Annotated in this window: 20 protein-coding genes; 8 read left to right on the forward strand and 12 right to left on the reverse strand. The window is 40.5% G+C overall.

Annotation, left to right across the window (positions count from 1 at the left end; all coding sequences use genetic code 11):
* Window position 1 precedes the first annotated feature (1 nt).
* The 5 genes from J3L16_RS13735 to J3L16_RS13755 all read right to left on the reverse strand — a co-directional run bounded on the left by J3L16_RS13735 (window position 2) and on the right by J3L16_RS13755 (window position 3,764).
* Window positions 2–655: a DUF6796 family protein gene (locus J3L16_RS13735; RefSeq protein ID WP_207613567.1), complete on the reverse strand. Its 654-nt coding sequence runs from the start codon at window positions 653–655 to the stop codon at window positions 2–4.
* 123 nt (window positions 656–778) lie between these two features.
* The gene (locus J3L16_RS13740) at window positions 779–1,300 is read right to left on the reverse strand and encodes an ATP-binding protein (RefSeq protein ID WP_207613568.1); all 522 of its coding nucleotides are present in this window, start codon (window positions 1,298–1,300) and stop codon (window positions 779–781) included.
* 121 nt (window positions 1,301–1,421) lie between these two features.
* On the reverse strand, window positions 1,422–2,036 hold the full coding sequence (pnuC, locus tag J3L16_RS13745; RefSeq protein WP_207613569.1) for a nicotinamide riboside transporter PnuC: 615 nt from the start codon (window positions 2,034–2,036) through the stop codon (window positions 1,422–1,424).
* Between the two features lie 65 nt (window positions 2,037–2,101).
* Window positions 2,102–3,490: an AMP-binding protein gene (locus tag J3L16_RS13750; RefSeq protein WP_207613570.1), complete on the reverse strand. Its 1,389-nt coding sequence runs from the start codon at window positions 3,488–3,490 to the stop codon at window positions 2,102–2,104.
* 10 nt (window positions 3,491–3,500) lie between these two features.
* The gene (locus tag J3L16_RS13755) at window positions 3,501–3,764 is read right to left on the reverse strand and encodes a phosphopantetheine-binding protein (RefSeq protein ID WP_207613571.1); all 264 of its coding nucleotides are present in this window, start codon (window positions 3,762–3,764) and stop codon (window positions 3,501–3,503) included.
* 155 nt (window positions 3,765–3,919) lie between these two features.
* Between J3L16_RS13755 and J3L16_RS13760 the strand changes: the two genes are divergently transcribed.
* From J3L16_RS13760 to J3L16_RS13795, 8 genes are all read left to right on the forward strand, one after another.
* A complete protein-coding gene (locus J3L16_RS13760; protein WP_207613572.1) occupies window positions 3,920–4,891 on the forward strand; it encodes a hypothetical protein in 972 nt (323 codons plus the stop codon).
* On the forward strand, window positions 4,876–5,658 hold the full coding sequence (locus J3L16_RS13765) for a lysophospholipid acyltransferase family protein (protein ID WP_207613573.1): 783 nt from the start codon (window positions 4,876–4,878) through the stop codon (window positions 5,656–5,658). The genes J3L16_RS13760 and J3L16_RS13765 overlap by 16 nt, the downstream gene beginning before the upstream one ends.
* 4 nt (window positions 5,659–5,662) lie before the next feature.
* On the forward strand, window positions 5,663–5,917 hold the full coding sequence (locus tag J3L16_RS13770) for an acyl carrier protein (protein ID WP_207613574.1): 255 nt from the start codon (window positions 5,663–5,665) through the stop codon (window positions 5,915–5,917).
* 6 nt (window positions 5,918–5,923) lie between these two features.
* Window positions 5,924–6,349: an acyl-CoA thioesterase gene (locus J3L16_RS13775; RefSeq protein ID WP_207613575.1), complete on the forward strand. Its 426-nt coding sequence runs from the start codon at window positions 5,924–5,926 to the stop codon at window positions 6,347–6,349.
* Window positions 6,342–7,040, forward strand: a complete 699-nt coding sequence (locus J3L16_RS13780) for an outer membrane lipoprotein carrier protein LolA (RefSeq protein ID WP_207613576.1) — start codon at window positions 6,342–6,344, stop codon at window positions 7,038–7,040. The genes J3L16_RS13775 and J3L16_RS13780 overlap by 8 nt, the downstream gene beginning before the upstream one ends.
* 4 nt (window positions 7,041–7,044) lie before the next feature.
* Window positions 7,045–9,339, forward strand: a complete 2,295-nt coding sequence (locus J3L16_RS13785) for an MMPL family transporter (RefSeq protein ID WP_207613577.1) — start codon at window positions 7,045–7,047, stop codon at window positions 9,337–9,339.
* Window positions 9,336–10,067, forward strand: coding sequence for a 3-oxoacyl-ACP reductase FabG (gene fabG / locus J3L16_RS13790; protein ID WP_207613578.1), 732 nt, complete (start codon window positions 9,336–9,338; stop codon window positions 10,065–10,067). Before J3L16_RS13785 ends, fabG begins: the two co-directional genes overlap by 4 nt.
* A gap of 63 nt (window positions 10,068–10,130) precedes the next feature.
* On the forward strand, window positions 10,131–10,943 hold the full coding sequence (locus J3L16_RS13795) for a hypothetical protein (RefSeq protein ID WP_207613579.1): 813 nt from the start codon (window positions 10,131–10,133) through the stop codon (window positions 10,941–10,943).
* Window positions 10,944–11,017: 74 nt separating this feature from the next.
* On the opposite strand, the gene J3L16_RS13800 is transcribed toward J3L16_RS13795, so the two are convergent.
* The 7 genes from J3L16_RS13800 to J3L16_RS13830 are packed head-to-tail and all read right to left on the reverse strand — an operon-like array spanning window position 11,018 to window position 17,043.
* Window positions 11,018–12,256, reverse strand: coding sequence for a beta-ketoacyl-ACP synthase (locus J3L16_RS13800; protein ID WP_207613580.1), 1,239 nt, complete (start codon window positions 12,254–12,256; stop codon window positions 11,018–11,020).
* 12 nt (window positions 12,257–12,268) lie between these two features.
* Complete coding sequence (locus J3L16_RS13805; RefSeq protein ID WP_207613581.1) at window positions 12,269–12,745, reverse strand: hypothetical protein; 477 nt, start codon at window positions 12,743–12,745, stop codon at window positions 12,269–12,271.
* The gene (locus J3L16_RS13810) at window positions 12,745–13,752 is read right to left on the reverse strand and encodes a hypothetical protein (protein WP_207613582.1); all 1,008 of its coding nucleotides are present in this window, start codon (window positions 13,750–13,752) and stop codon (window positions 12,745–12,747) included. Before J3L16_RS13810 ends, J3L16_RS13805 begins: the two co-directional genes overlap by 1 nt.
* A 4-nt stretch (window positions 13,753–13,756) precedes the next feature.
* Entirely contained in the window at window positions 13,757–14,503 is a 747-nt protein-coding gene (locus tag J3L16_RS13815) for a glycosyltransferase family 2 protein (protein ID WP_207613583.1), read from the reverse strand.
* Entirely contained in the window at window positions 14,500–14,889 is a 390-nt protein-coding gene (locus J3L16_RS13820; RefSeq protein ID WP_207613584.1) for a hypothetical protein, read from the reverse strand. Before J3L16_RS13820 ends, J3L16_RS13815 begins: the two co-directional genes overlap by 4 nt.
* Window positions 14,882–15,472, reverse strand: a complete 591-nt coding sequence (locus J3L16_RS13825; protein WP_207613585.1) for a hypothetical protein — start codon at window positions 15,470–15,472, stop codon at window positions 14,882–14,884. The genes J3L16_RS13820 and J3L16_RS13825 overlap by 8 nt, the downstream gene beginning before the upstream one ends.
* Window positions 15,472–17,043, reverse strand: a complete 1,572-nt coding sequence (locus tag J3L16_RS13830) for a tryptophan 7-halogenase (RefSeq protein ID WP_207613586.1) — start codon at window positions 17,041–17,043, stop codon at window positions 15,472–15,474. The genes J3L16_RS13825 and J3L16_RS13830 overlap by 1 nt, the downstream gene beginning before the upstream one ends.
* Window position 17,044 lies beyond the last annotated feature (1 nt).

Here is a 17,044-nt window from a genome sequence, read left to right on the forward strand (position 1 = left end):
GTTATTGCCCTTGTTGAGGTACTGCTTTAGCACTTTTAAGTGAAAGCAAAAAGAAAGTAAAGAAGGCGACATTCAATGCAATTGGCATTAAGTGCTTGCCTATTTCTGGTGCCACTAAGTAAATAGCAAAACTCACTAAAATAAGAACAAACGGATTAAATACTGCCATCCAGCGAGGGTAGTTTGAGCGCCCCGTTAAAGTTAACCAAATAAAAACAATAGATAATACTAAAACTGCAATTCGAACTACCGTTAACAAGACTTCATAGCGCAATTCATAGAGTTCTATTAGGTGGGTAATATCGGCAGTTTGAGGTAGCTGCATTAGCGATGAGATGTGTGCACGTGAGCTTATCCAAACTGCACCGACGATAAACCCGAATGCGCTGACAAAAAATGCCGTTTTTGCCGCAGGTTGATTTGCTGAACGCAACATTAAATAAATGTGATAACAACCAACAGGATATAAGGTTGCACCAAAGACACCGAAAAAGTGCCCAATAGTAGTTCTGTGTTCAGCTATGCCTTGCATAAAAACAAAGCCACCTTCTGCAAAGCGCGCTAACGGGTCATAATGCAGTAAATATTCGCCAATACCGACAAAAATAGAAGCAAATAGCCCTAGAATGCCCGTAAGTATAAGTGTGCTTTTCATCTATCCCTCTGTTTAAGGTTTACAATTTATAGACACTCTATCAATCGTCAATTCATATTAAAAATAACATTTTGTAAACTTTTCATTCAGTACACGACTATTTAAAAAGGCAATACCTTTAATTCAACTCCCGCACCTACCTAATTCTATGTGATCTAATTCATCGATAACTTTTTGAACTCTGCTTTCTACAGAGCCCGTTAACTTAGTGTAAGGAATACCTCTGCGTATAAGTTCTTTTTCAATAAATATCTGAAAGGCTTTTCTTTTTACTTCCCCTGAACGCTCCCACGTATCCTCGAAAGGGATTTCGTCACCACATAAAAACACAAGATCAAACCGTTCTTTGCTTTCGTCTGCTAACTTATCCAGCTCTGGCAGTGCACAGCCATAATAGTCTTGGGCAAAGTGCCAAGTGGTTAGCGCATTTGTATCGACAAAAAGGTATTTGTTAGCTTCCATTAAGGCTTTATCTTCAAGCCTGATTTGTTCTTCGGCGATGTGAAGTAACTGTTCTTGAGATAACAAGCGGTCTATCTGATTTTGTTCCCAGTAAGTTCTGCCATACTCTAACACCAACTCAGTCTTAAAGTGCTCTGCCAATGCAGTCGCCGTCGTTGTTTTACCTGTAGAAGGGGCACCCATAAAGACGATTTTAGTTATTGATTCTTGATACACGTTGTCACTCAATTAGTGTTTATTTAGAAAAGAATACCTTTATTTTTAAACCTATCAAAATTTATTCAGTATCCGCGCCTGTTCACCTTCATACTGTTTGAGCTTTATATTCACGCCACCAGCTAAATTGTCCCCATACGCACATAGATAAAAAGGTGAAATACAAAATCGATGTAGGGTACAGACCTTTTTGGAAATACACATAAATAGCGACAATATCGACCAGTATCCAAAACAACCAATTAAACAGATAACGACGTGTCAGTAAAAATTGTGCCACCAAACTAGTGCAGGTAGTAAAAGCGTCTAAATACGCAAAACTTGCATTGGTATTTTTGTCCATGACAAACCCTAAGATTAGGCTTGCTAGCAGCGCAACTCCAGCCCAAATTAGCATAGTAAAAGCCGTAGCCCCGTCTATTTTTAATTCGGAATCTTGAGACTGGTTTTGCGTGTAGTTATTACGCCAACTCCACCAGCCATAAAACTGCAAGAAGATATACACAATATGCAGCGCTGCATCAGAGTAAAGCCGAATACCAAAGAAAATATAGCTGTAGAGCGAAACTTGTATTAACCCAAAAAACCAACACCAAATATTGCGCTGAATTATAAGAAAAACACAAATAAAACCGGATAAAGCGGCTATCACTTCAAGGCCGCTCGCCCCTAAAAAACCGCTAATAAATTGTTCAATAGTCATAGCGAAACGAGCTACATTTAAGCTTTAAATACCAGCATGTTTCGATGAGCACTATGCCATGCATTTTATATAGCATTTTTAGTTTCCTCGGTCTTAACTTTAAGTTTTTTCAGCAAAGCGTCTATTTTATTCTTAAGCAGTTTGCCATTCTTTTCTCGAGGAAGACTGTCGACGACATAAATAGGGCGAGGAACAAACGCGCTATCGATACGCTCCCGTAAATATCGAATTAAACTGGTTTTATCGCTACCCTCATTAAATGCCACTATGGCACACAAGCGGGTAACCTCCAAACTGGATTCAGGTCGCACGATCACTCCGTCTCTAAGCCCATCAAAACCCAATAGAATTCGATTTAAATCAAACAACGAGCCTCGCTTGCCAGCAATTTTTATTAAATCAGACGCTCTACCACATAGGGTAAAATGATATTCACCATGAAGTTGAATACGATCTTGTAGCACAACATCCGTGGGCAAATGGTTAGCACTCGCTCTTATGTCTTCGCCATCAGAAGTAAACTCGATGCCCTTAAAGCGCAACCACTTATCTTCTACAGCCGTTCGCCTCACGGCCATTGAGCCCACTTCGCTACACCCATAGACTTCCCGTAAAAGCGTATCGCATTGGCTCTCAGTGTCTCGAGCTAATTCGGCAGTCAACGGTGACGTAGCGCATAAAATACTATGCAGCTTTAAGTCGGTGCAATCTGTACTGGAAAGTGCCCGTAAATGCACAGGCGTAGACACTAGCATGCGTGGTCTAGGTAGCATTTTTAATGTGTCTACAATATCTTGAGGGAACAAGGGTTTGGCATCACTCATACACACGTCACCGAACAAAGGCATCAAAATAGAGGTTTCTAATCCCCACATATGCTGGGCTGGAACAGTTGCAAGTTGATACACTGTGTCGCCTTGATCAGGCAGCATATTGTGAAGATTGATTTTCGTGCTGGTATGTAGCGTACGCCAATATTTTAAGTTCGGTTGAGACGGGCCAGTAGACCCTGAAGTAAAGCTAATACACGCCAAGTGGTTATCTTCAATATAGGGAACATCACAGGTAACCGGCGCGTTAGGATCGAATGAAACCTCGTCTATATTCACATTGGGAACAGAATTTAATGTATCCAAACCTTCATGTAATACAAGGCTATTTGGATAGGATTCCGTAAGCTGGCGTTGAGTAACTTGGCTGCTATTAGGTGGCAATAAATTGGTTTTTTTACTCACTATTGCAGCTGCAAATCCCACTAAAAACAGATACCTGTTTTCGCATAAATTGATTACATAGTCGCAGTTATCCAAGGTTTTTGCGACGCAGTTAACATGAGCCAAAAACCGTGCCGTATCAATAATTCCAGCGGGCTGGTGAAAATGTTCTATCGGCCTCGTGACAAAAGCGATAGGCGCGCTTTTATCACGATTTAAAAGAGGGAATGATGTTGTCATCAATCAGTTTTTATTTGTTGGTCTCGACAAAATCGGTCAAACTTTTAAGGGTTTCAAATGCTTTTCGTGTTGCTTCGTCTTCCGCTTTCATTTGAATGCCGTATTGCTGAGATATCGCTAGTGAAATTTCCAGTGCATCGATAGAATCTAAACCCAAACCGTCACCAAACAATTGTTCATACGGCGAAATTTCGTTAGCTTCCATGTCTTCGAGATTAAGTGCTTCTACCAGTAATTCAGCCATTTTCAATTCGGCTTCAGTATGCGTTGTCATTGTCTAATCTTGTCCTAGCGTATCTGTCTTTATTTTTGTGGTTTGCTAGTTTAAACTATTGCATATTGAAAAACTAATGTTGTATCACGTAATATTTTATTTGTTTTTCACTTTTAGTGGGTAGGAAAAGTATTAAAAAGCAGCCTCTGCCGTAAATGGATATTAAGCAAAGCACCCGATATTACAATATGCTAAACCACAACTTTTCACCTTTATCTTCTGACGAATTACTAAATACCCCTTACACACTAGCAGTCATGCCTTTTTCTTCTCATTGCGCACCATCGACTCTAGGGCTAATTTATTCTGGTCTTGAACAAGCCAATCTCCCTCAAGTAAACGAGCTATGGACCGTTGAACAAGAAGTCACTAGAGGAGTTTCAGGCCGTAATCACTGGTCTAAGAATGAAAGTATTATATGCGTTGCTTATTGGTTAACCGAAGATGAGTGTAACGATATAGAAAATTCGACCTATCAGGCATATACATCGGTGTTGTCCGAGATAAAGTCGCAAGGTTTTCCCCATGCTTTTCGGTTCTGGAACTACCTTCCCAGTATTAACAACGGAAGTGGTGACGCTGAGATTTATAAAAAATTCTGCTCTGGAAGACTACGTGCTTTTGAACAGCTCAATATAGAATCAACCGACTTCCCTGCTGCATCGGCCCTGGGTCATCACGGTAAAGGAGCGGTAGTGTATGTTTTTGCAAGTTCTCAAATACCCCTTCACTTTAACAACAATAAACAAGTGAATGCCTTCGAGTACCCAAGGCAATATGGTATTAGCAGCCCGTCGTTTGCCCGAGCGACCCACATTAATTTGGGAAGTTCTTCGCACTTGTTTATCTCTGGTACCGCAAGCATTATTGGGCATAAAACGGTAGAGCAAGATAACATTTCAGGGCAATTAGACGTCACAGCAGCCAACATTGAACATTTGTTAGTTCATGCAAATCCCGACAAGAAGGCGTTGTCTACATTTAAAATATACGTTCGTCATCAAGATCACGTAGAATTCGTCTCAACGTGGATAAAACAGCACTACCCAGAAGTGAAATCTGTCATCACCTTAGCAGACATTTGCCGGAGTGATTTATTAGTGGAAATAGAGTGCGTTTGTCAATAATCACCCATAAATTGTATAAAACACGGCAAATCTGCAGTGCAGCCATCGCTTACTTTCTATTCGGTTTAGGATTGTTAGTTATGGGGTTATTTTTTAGATTAGTTAGCCCTCTGCCTTTGTTTTCAGCTTCGATGAAGCAACGCTGGATCAGAAACTGCATTCATTTAGGGTGCCTAGCATTTATTAATATCATGCGTCTTTTTGGGCTTATAAAATACACTTATAAGCTCTCATCCATGCAAAAAGCCACGCCCGGACATATAGTCGTAGCCAACCATCCATCGTTAATAGACGCGGTATTTTTATTTGCCGCAAACAAAAACATGTGTTGTTTGGTAAAAGGAGCACTTTGGAACAACTTTTTTACAGGCCCTGTGGCTCGCCTTGCCGGATACATTCCAAACAACACCATTGAAGCGGTCCCCATGGCAGTAGCCAAATTACATGGGGGCGAAAATCTGCTTATATTTCCCGAAGGAACAAGAAATAGCGACAACAACAACATTCATTTTAAACGAGGCGCAGCAAACATTGCTGTTGCTGCAAACGCAGACATTTTACCGGTAAAAATTTCGTGCAATCCACCAGCATTAAAAAAATCGGATAAATGGTATAACATACCTGATGAAGTAGTGGAGTTTTGTTTAAGCTCCAATGAGCAAATAAAACTAAATGAATGTATTGACAGAACAAAGCCTAAAACTCGTCAGTATCGAGATTTGACGCAGTTTTTGGAACAGTATTATTTACAATGGACAACCCGATAAGCTTATGAACGCACAAAAAGAAAAAATTCTAGAACAAATCAAAACCATACTCGTAGACCTTTTTGAATTGGACGAAGCCGCTATTGTTCCTGAAGCAAAGTTGTATGAAGATCTTGATATAGACAGTATCGACGCTGTCGATTTACTTATTGATTTAAAGAAGACCATAGATGTCGACATTTCATCCGAGCAGTTTAACGATGTAAAAACAATACAGGATGTGGTGGATACCTTTGCTGAGCTTTCATCAAAAGAGTAAAAACAAATGGAACCCGTTGCACTTCACTACGAAATTCCTTTTTTTGATGTAGATGCTTATCGCGTTGTTTGGCATGGTAATTACCCCAAGTACCTTGAAATGTCGCGATGTGCACTGCTTGAAGAAATTGGTTGTCCGTACCATGTTATGGAAGAACAAGGGTTTTTCTTTCCAATCGTTGACTTGCAGATGAAATATATAAAACCTCTTCTGTTCAAGCAGCAAATCATCATAGAAGCGACGTTGGTTGACTGGGAGCACAGGTTAAAAATTAAATACCTGATAAAAGATGCAACCACTGGCGAAATTTATACGAAAGCAACAACATCTCAATTCGCTGTATCTATGCCTGATCATATTACACAATATGTTTCACCCGAATTTCTAACCAACACCATAGAGCAATGGATGAAGGCTCAACAAAGTGATTAGACTTAGTTTATTCATACTGTTGATTAGCATTGGCGCTTTGTGGCCAACAAATGCAAATTCTTCGCAAAAGCATAATTCAACTGAGCTACAGTTACTGGCCGACTTATCACCAACTAGCTGTCATTTTTCAGGTACATTTTCACAACAAAAAAATGTAAAAGGGCTGCCCGTTCCTTTGCTCTCAACCGGCGACTTTTTCTTTTCCTGCGATTTAGGGCTTATTTGGAACACATTGTCCCCCTTTAGCGAGGCTCTTTTATATATCAACGCATCGAACAACTTTCGCATTGATGACAAAGGCAATGTAGAGGCTCTGTCTGGTGTTGCGCATTACAGTATGTCTAAAATTTTTCTGAAGCTGCTTAAAGGTGATACCCAATACTTTGCTGACGCATTTTCTGTGGTGTTAATTCCAAATAGCGACACTATTGAGCTAACACCCGAAAGCAGCTTTATGAAAAAAGGGATTGAGCACATCCACTTTAATAAAAACAAAGACGAACAGGGCAATATTCAACTTGAAATTAGAGTAATGGACATAACGGGGCAGATGACAAAAGTAGAAATTAACAATATTTCGGAGTTTGACATTAGCGGAAAAAGGCAAGCCTTTGAGCAATGCGAAAAAGCGTATCCGTCTCCTTTGCAGTGGTGTAAAGGTCTTCGTTCCCCCTTGCACTTTCAGCGTTAATTAAATGAATTCTTTGCTTGTTCGATGCTCCTTTACTGTTTTAGTAATCGCTCTTATCTCGTTTTTTATATTGGGCCATCGTCATATTCAAATTGACACCAACTTAAACGCGCTCAATCCTAATAAGGTTGCTAATCAGGACTTAGGGTTTGCAATCAACACTCTCACTGATGATATTAATCACAGGTTTATTGTTGTCGTTTCTGGCAGTGATGAAGCCTCTGTATCAATAGCATCAGGCCAAATGCAAGCCAAATTAGATAGCATTCAAGGTTTATTGGTACTTACAAATGAAACATCTCAAAATGCTTACTTATCATCTATTGCTCCGTACCGATTTAATTTTTTGACTCACAGTCAGCAGCAAAAGCTCTCTGCTGCGAACAAATCGACGGCGAGCAAAGAAGAACTTGCAACAGAGGCACAAAGAAAGCTTTATCAGTTGGGAGATGGAATTCGTGTTATTCCATTTGAACAAGACCCATTAGGTTGGTTTTCTGACTTTTTACTATCCCAAGTAGAAGGCTTAGAGCCCGAATCTACCGGCACTTCACACTTTGAGTCATTTACTGTTTTGATTACTGATTATCCTGAAAATATGGCAAGTCAGAACGCGCTTTATCAAGCAATAAAAGACATAGAGCATGATGTTATCCACACCAATGACGTTAACGTCTTACATTCGGGTATCTTCTTTTTTGCCGTTGATTCTGCACAATCGGCGAAAGGCGACATTCAACGTATCGCCATAGGCTCTATTGCCGGCATTCTATTTCTTATGCTGCTAGTTTTTCGCTCGCTGCTACCCTTGTTATTGTCGTTAAGTTCAATAGCAATTGGTGTGGGCTTCGGCGTACTTACGAGTACACTCGTATTCGGTTCAATTCACGTACTAACCATTGTTTTTGGCGCGAGCTTAATCGGCATCGTTGTTGATTACTCTTTACATTACTTTTATCACTTTTTATCTGAGAAAAAACAACACAACGACAAAAAACTTTTGCGAGCAATGATACTTAGCGTGATCACATCACTGGTTGGCTATGGCGCTTTGGGGCTATCGAATTTATTGATATTGAAAAAAATAGCCCTATTTTCCTGCTCAGGCTTACTGCTGGCCTGGCTTAGTGTGATGATTTTTGGCCCGTTAATAGCCAAACGCCCAATTGTTGCTCGCCAAACCACTTTGATGTTTATTATTAACTGCGTACAAAAGGTTTTTGCTAGTCGTCCCAAATACCTCGCAAGTGCAGGAATGGTTATTGGCATTGCCAGCGCACTCTTTATAGTGTTTGGCTCAATAAAAACCAATGATGATCCTAGACAGTTTTTTCACGTGTCTCAAAGCTTGATAGCCCAAGAAAAAGAGGTTTCTGCTGTAACACAAGTTTTTGAACCTGGTCGATATTTAGTGGTGGAAGGGACAAATAGCGACGACATTTACACTACGCTATCGCTATTTTACTCACAACTTGGTTCACACAGACAAAATCTCACAAGTGTATTAGATTGGCTTCCATCAAAAACAACGCAAGAACAAAATTATAAGTTACAAAGCGCGTTGTATAATGATGGTGGCATAGTCGATTTGTTTTTCCAAAAGCTGGGTATGACAGAGAGTTACTCAAACGACATAAAAGCTGATTACCTAAACGCAAAGCACCATCATCTGGATTTTACAACGCTACGAAACACAGTCCCTGCGCTTCCGCCATTGTGGATTGAAAAAAATGACTCTGTTTACAGCTTTGTACTCATAAAAAAGAACAGTGATTTAGAAAAAATAGCCTTGATTAGCCAGCAAATCGACAATATTTCGTATATCAACTCGTTAGGTGAAGCGATATCTGCATTAAAAGACCAACGCATCAAGGCAACCAAACTATTAGCTGTAGCTTATTTGCTTATCGCTATCATGCTATTTTTTTACTATCGACAACTCTCATCTATTACGCTTTTACTTATTCCCCTAGTCGCGAGTCTAGTTACCATTGCCTCGGTAGCATTTATTGGTCAATCGGTCACTGTGTTTCACGTTATGGCACTTTTTTTAGTGTTGGGTTTAGGTATGGACTATATCATTTTTGCAAAAGAAATGACCGACACACACGCCGTCACTCAACAAGCTATTCTTCTGTCTGCGGTGACAAGCTTGTTGTCTTTTGGCCTACTTGCATTTAGTTCTATGCCTATAGTCAATGCGTTTGGAAGTACTATTTTAATAGGCAACAGTATTAATTTTATTGCGGCGATATGCCTTTTTGGCCTAACCAAAAATAAGCGGAGTAAAACACAGTGACAGATAAAAGACGGGTTTTGGTAACAGGTGCTAGCGGTGGTATCGGTAAAGCAACGGCAATCGCGCTGGCCGCACAAGGCTTCGATATAGCCGTACATTACCGAAATGGCAAAGACGCAGCAAATGAAGTTGTAGACACAATTAAAGCTGCTGCAGGCTCTGCAAGAGCGCTATCTTTCGATGTTACCAACAGAGAAGAAGCTCGCTCTGTATTAGAAAACGACATTGAACAATACGGCGCCTATTATGGCGCCGTATGTAATGCCGGCATCACTCAAGATAACGCGTTCCCCGCGATGACAGAATCTCAATGGGATGGCGTTATTCACACAAATTTAGATGCTTTTTACAACGTATTACACCCCATTGTGATGCCAATGATACGTCTTCGCCAAGGCGGACGAATTATCACTTTATCATCTGTGTCTGGGTTGGTAGGAAACAGAGGACAGACGAATTATAGTGCATCAAAAGCGGGCATTATTGGCGCCACAAAATCTCTCGCGATGGAATTAGGTAAACGTAAAATTACCGTTAATTGTGTTGCACCGGGCGTAATAGAAACAGGAATGATTGACGGCGTTTTTGCCGATGAGGCAAAAAAAATGATACCTCTAGGCAAATTTGGTCATGTTGATGATGTTGCTCATACCGTAGGCTTTTTGATGTCAGACAACGCAAGCTATATTACGCGACAAGTAATTAGTGTGAATGGCGGTATGTGTTAATTGAATTACACCTGGCATAACGCTATATTTACGCGCCTAAATCTCAACATAAAGGAACTAACTATGAGACATTTTTATTCTATTCTTATCACTTTAATCTTCTCATTCAGCGCTTTTGCAGATATTAGCGATGGCGAACAAAAGATTATCGACATGCTTTTATCTGGTGATTTGCAACGAGCAAAAATAGCAGCTAAAGCCATTGAAGATGCCAGCATAAAAAACACCGAAGTCATTGATGTAGCCGCAGAGGTTTTATTAACAAAGGCACCTCATATGTATACCTCTGATGTCGACGCTTTAGCTTGGATTGCGCGCTCCATTGGCTCTACAGAAAACGACCGCTATTACAGTGTTTTATATGACATTTTAACATCATCCAATGATAAAAAATTCACTCGTCATGTAAAAAAAGCATTAAAAAAGGTTGGTAGTGGAAGTGGTGAACAGTACGTAGCAGGGATGTACGCCTTGCCAAATAACCTGTATGCCAAAGAAAGTGACGAAGCTCGAGATAAGCGTAGTTTAGAGTTGTTAATGGAAGGAACTTTAGCCAGCGCAAAATTGGGTGCTAGAAGGATCGCAGAAACCAACACGCAAACTATAGAGGTAACAGACACAGCAGCTGAGATATTGTTTACTTACTATGCGACTGCGACTGATGGCCAAATTGATACCTTATCTTGGATAGCAACAGCATTAGGTCAATCGAAAACTGGCCGTTATGCCCATTTATTGTCTGAAGTTGAAACAAGCGGTGCTCACCGTAAATTGCGTAAATATGCAAAAGCCGCGGCAAAATTACATGGACAACCTCAAGGTAAGCAATACGAAAAAGGTATGCTGGACAAAACAATGCCCACTTATGATTTTTAGCGGTAAATTATAAAGCGATAGTAATAAGGTTTAACTGTTTCAACTCTATCTAGTTGTTACAGTAAACCTTGTTTTTATTCAGAAAAACGTTTAAAGATCAATGATGTATTAATGCCGCCAAAGGCTAAATTGTTGCTCATTATAATATCAGTTTGAATCTCTCTGCTTTCGTGCTGAATAAAATCCAGTGGTGCACATCTCTCGTCCACATTATCCAAATTGAGAGTAGGCGCAAACCAGCCTTCATTCATCATCATAATACCTACATAAGCTTCAAACGACCCACACGCACCGAGCGTATGACCTGTGTAACTTTTCATGGTGCTAATTGGTTTTTCACCCATAACCTCAAACGTTGCTTGGCTTTCTGCTATATCTCCATGCACTGTAGCAGTGCCGTGGGCTGAGACATAGCCAACATCATCAGCGTCAATACCAGCGTCTTCTAAGGCTAGCGTCATGACTCGTTTAACGGTATCAAGGTTGGGCTTCACTAAATGGGCTCCATCTGTGTTTGTCCCATACCCTATTACCTCACCTAAAATGGTCGCACCTCGCGCTTTTGCATGCTCGTAAGACTCAAGGATAAGAGTACATGCGCCTTCTCCCAAGACTAATCCATCCCGTTGTGCATCGAATGGACGGGGTGTGGCTTCTGGTGTGTCGTTTTTCTTACTGGCGGCAAACAAGGTGTCAAATACAGCGGCCTGTGACGGACACAACTCTTCTCCGCCACCGGCTATCATCACATCCTGCTGGCCACTGCGTATAGCCTCATAGGCAAAGCCTATTCCCTGACTTCCTGCAGTACAGGCACTAGAGGTAGTGTACATTCGCCCTTTAGTACCAAAATACACACTAATATTCACCGCTGCGGTATGGCTCATCATGCGTAAATACGTGCTGCTATTAATACGGGATGTAGACAAGCTTTCAAGCATGGGAACAAATTCAAGAGCTGCTTCACTGCTACCTGTAGCGGAACCAAATGCAACTCCGGTAGATTCTGACTTTATAACTGGATCATCGAGTAAGTTAGCGTCAGTAAGTGCTCGCTCTGTAGCCAACACACTCATTTGAGCAACTCTGCCCATACTGCGGCGTTTCTTTTTAGTATAGTGTGGGGGTAATTCGAAATCGTGAACTGGCGCGCCTAAGTATGTTCCTAAACCATTGTACTTTTGCCAATCATCCATAAAGCGCACGCCAGACTGTTTGGCTTGAATTGTCGACTTTATTTCTTCCCAATCGCTACCAAGAGAAGACACTAAGCCTGCTCCAGTAATCACAACACGTCTATATTTGTTATTCAAAACTCTTCTCTCTTAGTGGCTCTGGCGGCGAAAAACAGACAAACTAGCCTGGGCCAATGGTTCACTGCATTGTGCTTTGTCACAATAATACTCAATTACACAATCGAAAGTTGCTAAATCGTCTCCAACTAACGCCTTTTCTTTACAACTGATTTTCAATTTAGTTCCTTCTGCAAAAAAATCACACGTCGATTTATAAGAACGAGTTCCTAGCAAAAAGCCTAAATGGGGCTCAATAAGCCCTTTTTTTAATTGGTGTCCCGCAATCAATGCAGCAGTTTGCCCCATATATTCTAGTCCGATCCAAGCCGGCACCCCCATGCCAGGCTCAAAAAATGAAGCCTGTTCATCGACATAAACCAAAGACGACGAAGACCTTTCATCTACCTCTAAAACTTTATTTATCAATAGCATTGGGGGTCGGTGGGGAATAAGTTCAAACAGCAAAGGGTCGAAACGGTTATTCTTTTTCTGCTTTTCTTCCGACATTAGCTTACTTCCACCTTGTTGCTATCAGCGTTTTTTTCACTTGTCTCAGGATCCCAGAAATCATAAAAGTTAAACCACTGATACGGCGCTTGAATACTGTGTTCTTCTAGTTTTGATGCAAATGACTGTGCATAGTTGGTAATATCTTGAATTCTATTTTTGCGGGATAAAACAACCTTGTCACAAAGAGGGGTTACATCAAAAACCACTTTGTTTTCTTTTGTTCTTTGCCTATAAGCAAACATCAACTTTACCGGACACGCTAGTGCCTTAGCCAACATGTAAGGGCCTATAGGCAGTGGCGCTGAACGACCAAGAAAATCAACATTTACAGTGCGCTCTAATCCACTAAGAGGTACTCGATCTCCCGCTATAAAGACCCACTCTCCAGCATCTATTTTTTGTTTAAGCATCATAATAGTAGTGACATCAAACTCATCGACTTGAAATACGTTTAAGCGGGAATCTTGATTTTCCTTTTGCATAATTTTAACGAAATTTCCGGCATGCTTGTCGTACAACAAAACATTGATCGTTTTGTCTTTGTATCTGTGCATAAAACCACGACAAAACTCCAAATTACCAAAGTGAGAGCCAATGATGAGCTGCCCTTTTTGATCTTCGAGCAAGCTTTCAACTAACTTTTGGTTCGTTAAAATAAAATCAGTTTCTTCAATATCGATTAGCCAGCCTAGAACTTTGTCTAAAATCACCTCAGCAAAACTTTTAAAATGGATTAACACATGAAACAGGTTGGGTTTATGTTTCCAGGCCTGTGAGCGGTAGTGGTAGTGATTCAATAAAAACTGAAGAGATGCGTTTCGTTGATCTGTGCGAAACAGTACAAAAAACAAGGCTACAGGGTACATGATCAATGAAAAAAACCACCGCCCAAATACGCGATGTAATAAATACAGAAACCGCATTCCACCTAGGGTTCCAGCCTCTTGAATATTTGACCAATGTTGTGAATTATCAACAGATTTGGTTGAATTCTTACTACTCATGAAATTATTTGCTCAAAATAGCTTTTATTCGGTTGTGTATAAGTCGAGGAGAACGAATAAAAGAACCAAACAAAAGACGAACATGTAACTGAACTAACATGCTGTTGTCTCTCAAATAATGAAAATGAGACACAGTGTTTTCATGGTAAATAACTTTCGTTGGAATAAAGTGAACGTCAATATCTGCCCACACAGCCTTAACCAGAATTTCAGTATCAAAATCCATTCTTGAACCTATAAAATACCGATCAACTATATTTTCAAACTCCGCTAGTGGGTATACACGAAATCCACATAAACTATCTTTGATTTTGAATGAAAAGGTTTCCAGTGCAACCCAGAAATCAGTGATTCTGCGGCCATACACTCTTATTTTAGGCGCTGTTTCGTCGAAAAAAGGTTTCCCTGAAACTATGGTGTTTCCATTTGCTTTACTGTGATTTAAAAGTTTTTCAACGTCGTCAATATTGTGTTGCCCGTCAGCATCTAACTGCACCGCATGAGTAAACCCCATAGCGCTAGCATGGCAACATCCGGTAATAACCGCGGCTCCCTTTCCTCGATTTGTTCGATGCTTAATAAAGTGAAAATTAGGCATATCCTGAAGCAATTTTTTAACTTCATTAAAACTCGCCTCCCCACTGCCATCATCAACTACAATACAAGGTAAGTTCAATTCAGCCACTTTAGGTAAAAACTGAGTAAATAGAGTTTCGTGTTTATAATGAGGAATAACGATGCAATATTTCATGACGATGTAAACTTAATACTTCCTGTAGAAAAAACATTGTTTGCATTAAAATACTGGAATTTTAAGCTACCTTTACTTTCGTTGTACTGCAGCTCTAACGTCAACTGAGTGTCCGGCATGATCATTGTTTTGAACTTAATATTTCCAAGCTGCTGAAATGTGGTTAACGCAGGGAAAAGCGCCTTCCCTAATTTACCAGCCCAATCCACCTGCACAACGCCTGGCAATACCTTTGCATCGGGAAAGTGGCCATCAAACCAAGATAAATCAGTAGGAATATGAAGCGATAGTAACGCGCTTTCCGGCATTACATTAGCTTGAAGGATTGCTGGTCCTTCAAAATCATTAAAAACCGCTGTTAGTATGTCTAATTGTGTATTACTCATCGACTATATTATGTTTCTTTTTGTAATAGCCTCGATATACCCATTCACCACCGGCAAAGCTCGCTATTAATACGTAAGATAAAACGCCGTTATACAGCGCCCAAACTGACAGACTAGCATACCACGTAGTGTAAGCAGACGCAGCAGCGTTAATAATCAGTACCACTCCCCATAGAAAGCACAGTACTCTGAGGTATTGATGAGCTTCTGGTGGAGGTACTTTCCCTCCTAGCTTTGCAAAGGTCTCAATAAGGCATTCTTTTCCAGCGAGGGATAAGAAAAAAGCAAAACTCATCGCCAAATTCATGAGCACGGGATAAAGCTTTAGTAAATACTCACTTTCAAATATTAATAAGCTAATACAGAATAAAGATACTCCAGCGAGCATGATCCAATCACTGCCTGTTCTACTTTTACCCGCAAAGCCAAAACGTGCCAAAAAGAGTGTAAAGATGATAGCTGCAAACCACTGCGGACGAATAACATCTATGTAGCGGTACACCAAAAACGGGTAGGCAAGCATTACGATCACCCCCATTAGCGTTAATACTGCTTTTATTGGCTCTTTAGGCGCAGGAGGCATTAAGCGAGTACGCTCTGGCGGTAATGACCTAAAATAGCGAATTCTTCCTTGGAAATTTCACTAGAGGGGTTATCTGTTAGCATATCTTCAAAGTAGGCAACGACTTTTTCCATCACTGCCAAGTTGGAGGCCAGGGCTTGAGTCACATCAATGTCTTTGGTTTTTAATACTTGGTTAAATTGATTCAAGCAGGGGACTAAAAATTGGTCCATAAACACGCTATTGGTTGCTAACACTAATCGTTTTTGCGCTCGTTCGTTGAGTAACCCTTGCATTTTTTCATTTAATTTTTGTGCTTTTAACAAGTTAGGATTAAGTTCTCTCATCAGTTCGATATCACAAATACTGTCAGTAAAAAACAGCAGGGTTAGTACGCCCCAGTAGTAAGTGTAATCCCACACCAACTTAATAGACATCATGCGACGATCGCCAAAACCACCGTATTGTCCTTTATAAAGCGATAATGTGTTTTCAAAAAAGGAATCATAGAATTTGTGAAATAAAAGGCTGTCTATCCGAATATCATCACCACGGCTTTCTTTTTCTATTAAGTCAGTAATAAAGGTATTACCAATCGCAATAAAATCACTTCCAGGGGAATAAAATGGGTCTGGGAACCCGCCGGCTTCTCCGGTCACAGCCCAACCTTGATCAGAATACATTTGTTTACAGCTGTACGAATAATCTTTGATTACTTTAAAATCGAGTACCTTTGCTCCAATCAGTGAATCTGCACAGATGGGTTGCTCATTGCGCAACCATTGCAATGCGTCATCATAAGATTCAATCTTGCTTTCAGCCAAAGCCTGATCGTCCATAACAATACCAAAGCTTGTGGCCCCCGACCCCAACGGAATAATCCAAACCCAATAGCCAGGCCCCATAAGATGATTTGTACTCAACCAGCGTGTACCCGGCTCAACTAAACGCTGTTGCCAATTTTCGCTATCAGACCATTCGTCGATAACAATTTTTTTATCCACGCGAAAGAAAACCGCATTACCTTTATGACCACTCTTTTTGTGCAAGTTTAGTTTTGACTTCAGTAGCTTCTGACGTCCAGCAGCATCTATTATCCAGCGCCCAGTATAAGAGGTTGTCTCGCCACCTTTTTCACAGGTAACTGTATGGTGTTTATCACCAATTTGAATATCGATAGGAAGGGTACCATCAGCAATCACCACACCTTTGCTAACAAGTAAGTGATAAAGGTGATTTTCTAATACCCCTCGTTCAATTTGGTACGTAGGTATACCGAAAAGCTCACTCACTCCCAGCTCATCATATTGACTATAATCTTTTGTTCCTTTACCAAAGAAACAACGCAAACCATGCTTCTTTAAATGATGACGCTGAAAATGCTCTTTTAAGCCTAAAACATCTGTAAGGTAGTGAGAACCAATTTCCACGGTAGATTCGCCGACTTTTGCCGTAGTATCGGGCACAGGAAAGTGATTTTTTTCAATGACAACAATCTTAAAATCAGAATTTTTGTTATGTAATTGCAAAGCTAGGCTTAGCCCCGCTAAACCACCACCCGCAATAATGATATCAATTTTGGTATTACTCATA

It is taken from the genome of Alteromonas sp. 5E99-2 (assembly GCF_017368475.1).
Taxonomy (GTDB): domain Bacteria; phylum Pseudomonadota; class Gammaproteobacteria; order Enterobacterales; family Alteromonadaceae; genus Alteromonas_F.

Bases quoted from the DNA above. Each gene is read 5' to 3' on its own strand.
- J3L16_RS13735 (WP_207613567.1), bottom strand. From the start codon at position 655: ATGAAAAGCACACTTATACTTACGGGCATTCTAGGGCTATTTGCTTCT.
- J3L16_RS13760 (WP_207613572.1), top strand. From the start codon at position 3,920: ATGGATATTAAGCAAAGCACCCGATATTACAATATGCTAAACCACAAC.
- J3L16_RS13825 (WP_207613585.1), bottom strand. From the start codon at position 15,472: ATGCCTCCTGCGCCTAAAGAGCCAATAAAAGCAGTATTAACGCTAATG.
- J3L16_RS13740 (WP_207613568.1), bottom strand. From the start codon at position 1,300: ATGGGTGCCCCTTCTACAGGTAAAACAACGACGGCGACTGCATTGGCA.
- J3L16_RS13795 (WP_207613579.1), top strand. From the start codon at position 10,131: ATGAGACATTTTTATTCTATTCTTATCACTTTAATCTTCTCATTCAGC.
- J3L16_RS13755 (WP_207613571.1), bottom strand. From the start codon at position 3,764: ATGACAACGCATACTGAAGCCGAATTGAAAATGGCTGAATTACTGGTA.
- J3L16_RS13750 (WP_207613570.1), bottom strand. From the start codon at position 3,490: ATGACAACATCATTCCCTCTTTTAAATCGTGATAAAAGCGCGCCTATC.
- pnuC (WP_207613569.1), bottom strand. From the start codon at position 2,036: ATGACTATTGAACAATTTATTAGCGGTTTTTTAGGGGCGAGCGGCCTT.
- J3L16_RS13785 (WP_207613577.1), top strand. From the start codon at position 7,045: ATGAATTCTTTGCTTGTTCGATGCTCCTTTACTGTTTTAGTAATCGCT.
- J3L16_RS13775 (WP_207613575.1), top strand. From the start codon at position 5,924: ATGGAACCCGTTGCACTTCACTACGAAATTCCTTTTTTTGATGTAGAT.
- J3L16_RS13820 (WP_207613584.1), bottom strand. From the start codon at position 14,889: ATGAGTAATACACAATTAGACATACTAACAGCGGTTTTTAATGATTTT.
- J3L16_RS13810 (WP_207613582.1), bottom strand. From the start codon at position 13,752: ATGAGTAGTAAGAATTCAACCAAATCTGTTGATAATTCACAACATTGG.
- J3L16_RS13770 (WP_207613574.1), top strand. From the start codon at position 5,663: ATGAACGCACAAAAAGAAAAAATTCTAGAACAAATCAAAACCATACTC.
- J3L16_RS13830 (WP_207613586.1), bottom strand. From the start codon at position 17,043: ATGAGTAATACCAAAATTGATATCATTATTGCGGGTGGTGGTTTAGCG.
- J3L16_RS13805 (WP_207613581.1), bottom strand. From the start codon at position 12,745: ATGTCGGAAGAAAAGCAGAAAAAGAATAACCGTTTCGACCCTTTGCTG.
- J3L16_RS13815 (WP_207613583.1), bottom strand. From the start codon at position 14,503: ATGAAATATTGCATCGTTATTCCTCATTATAAACACGAAACTCTATTT.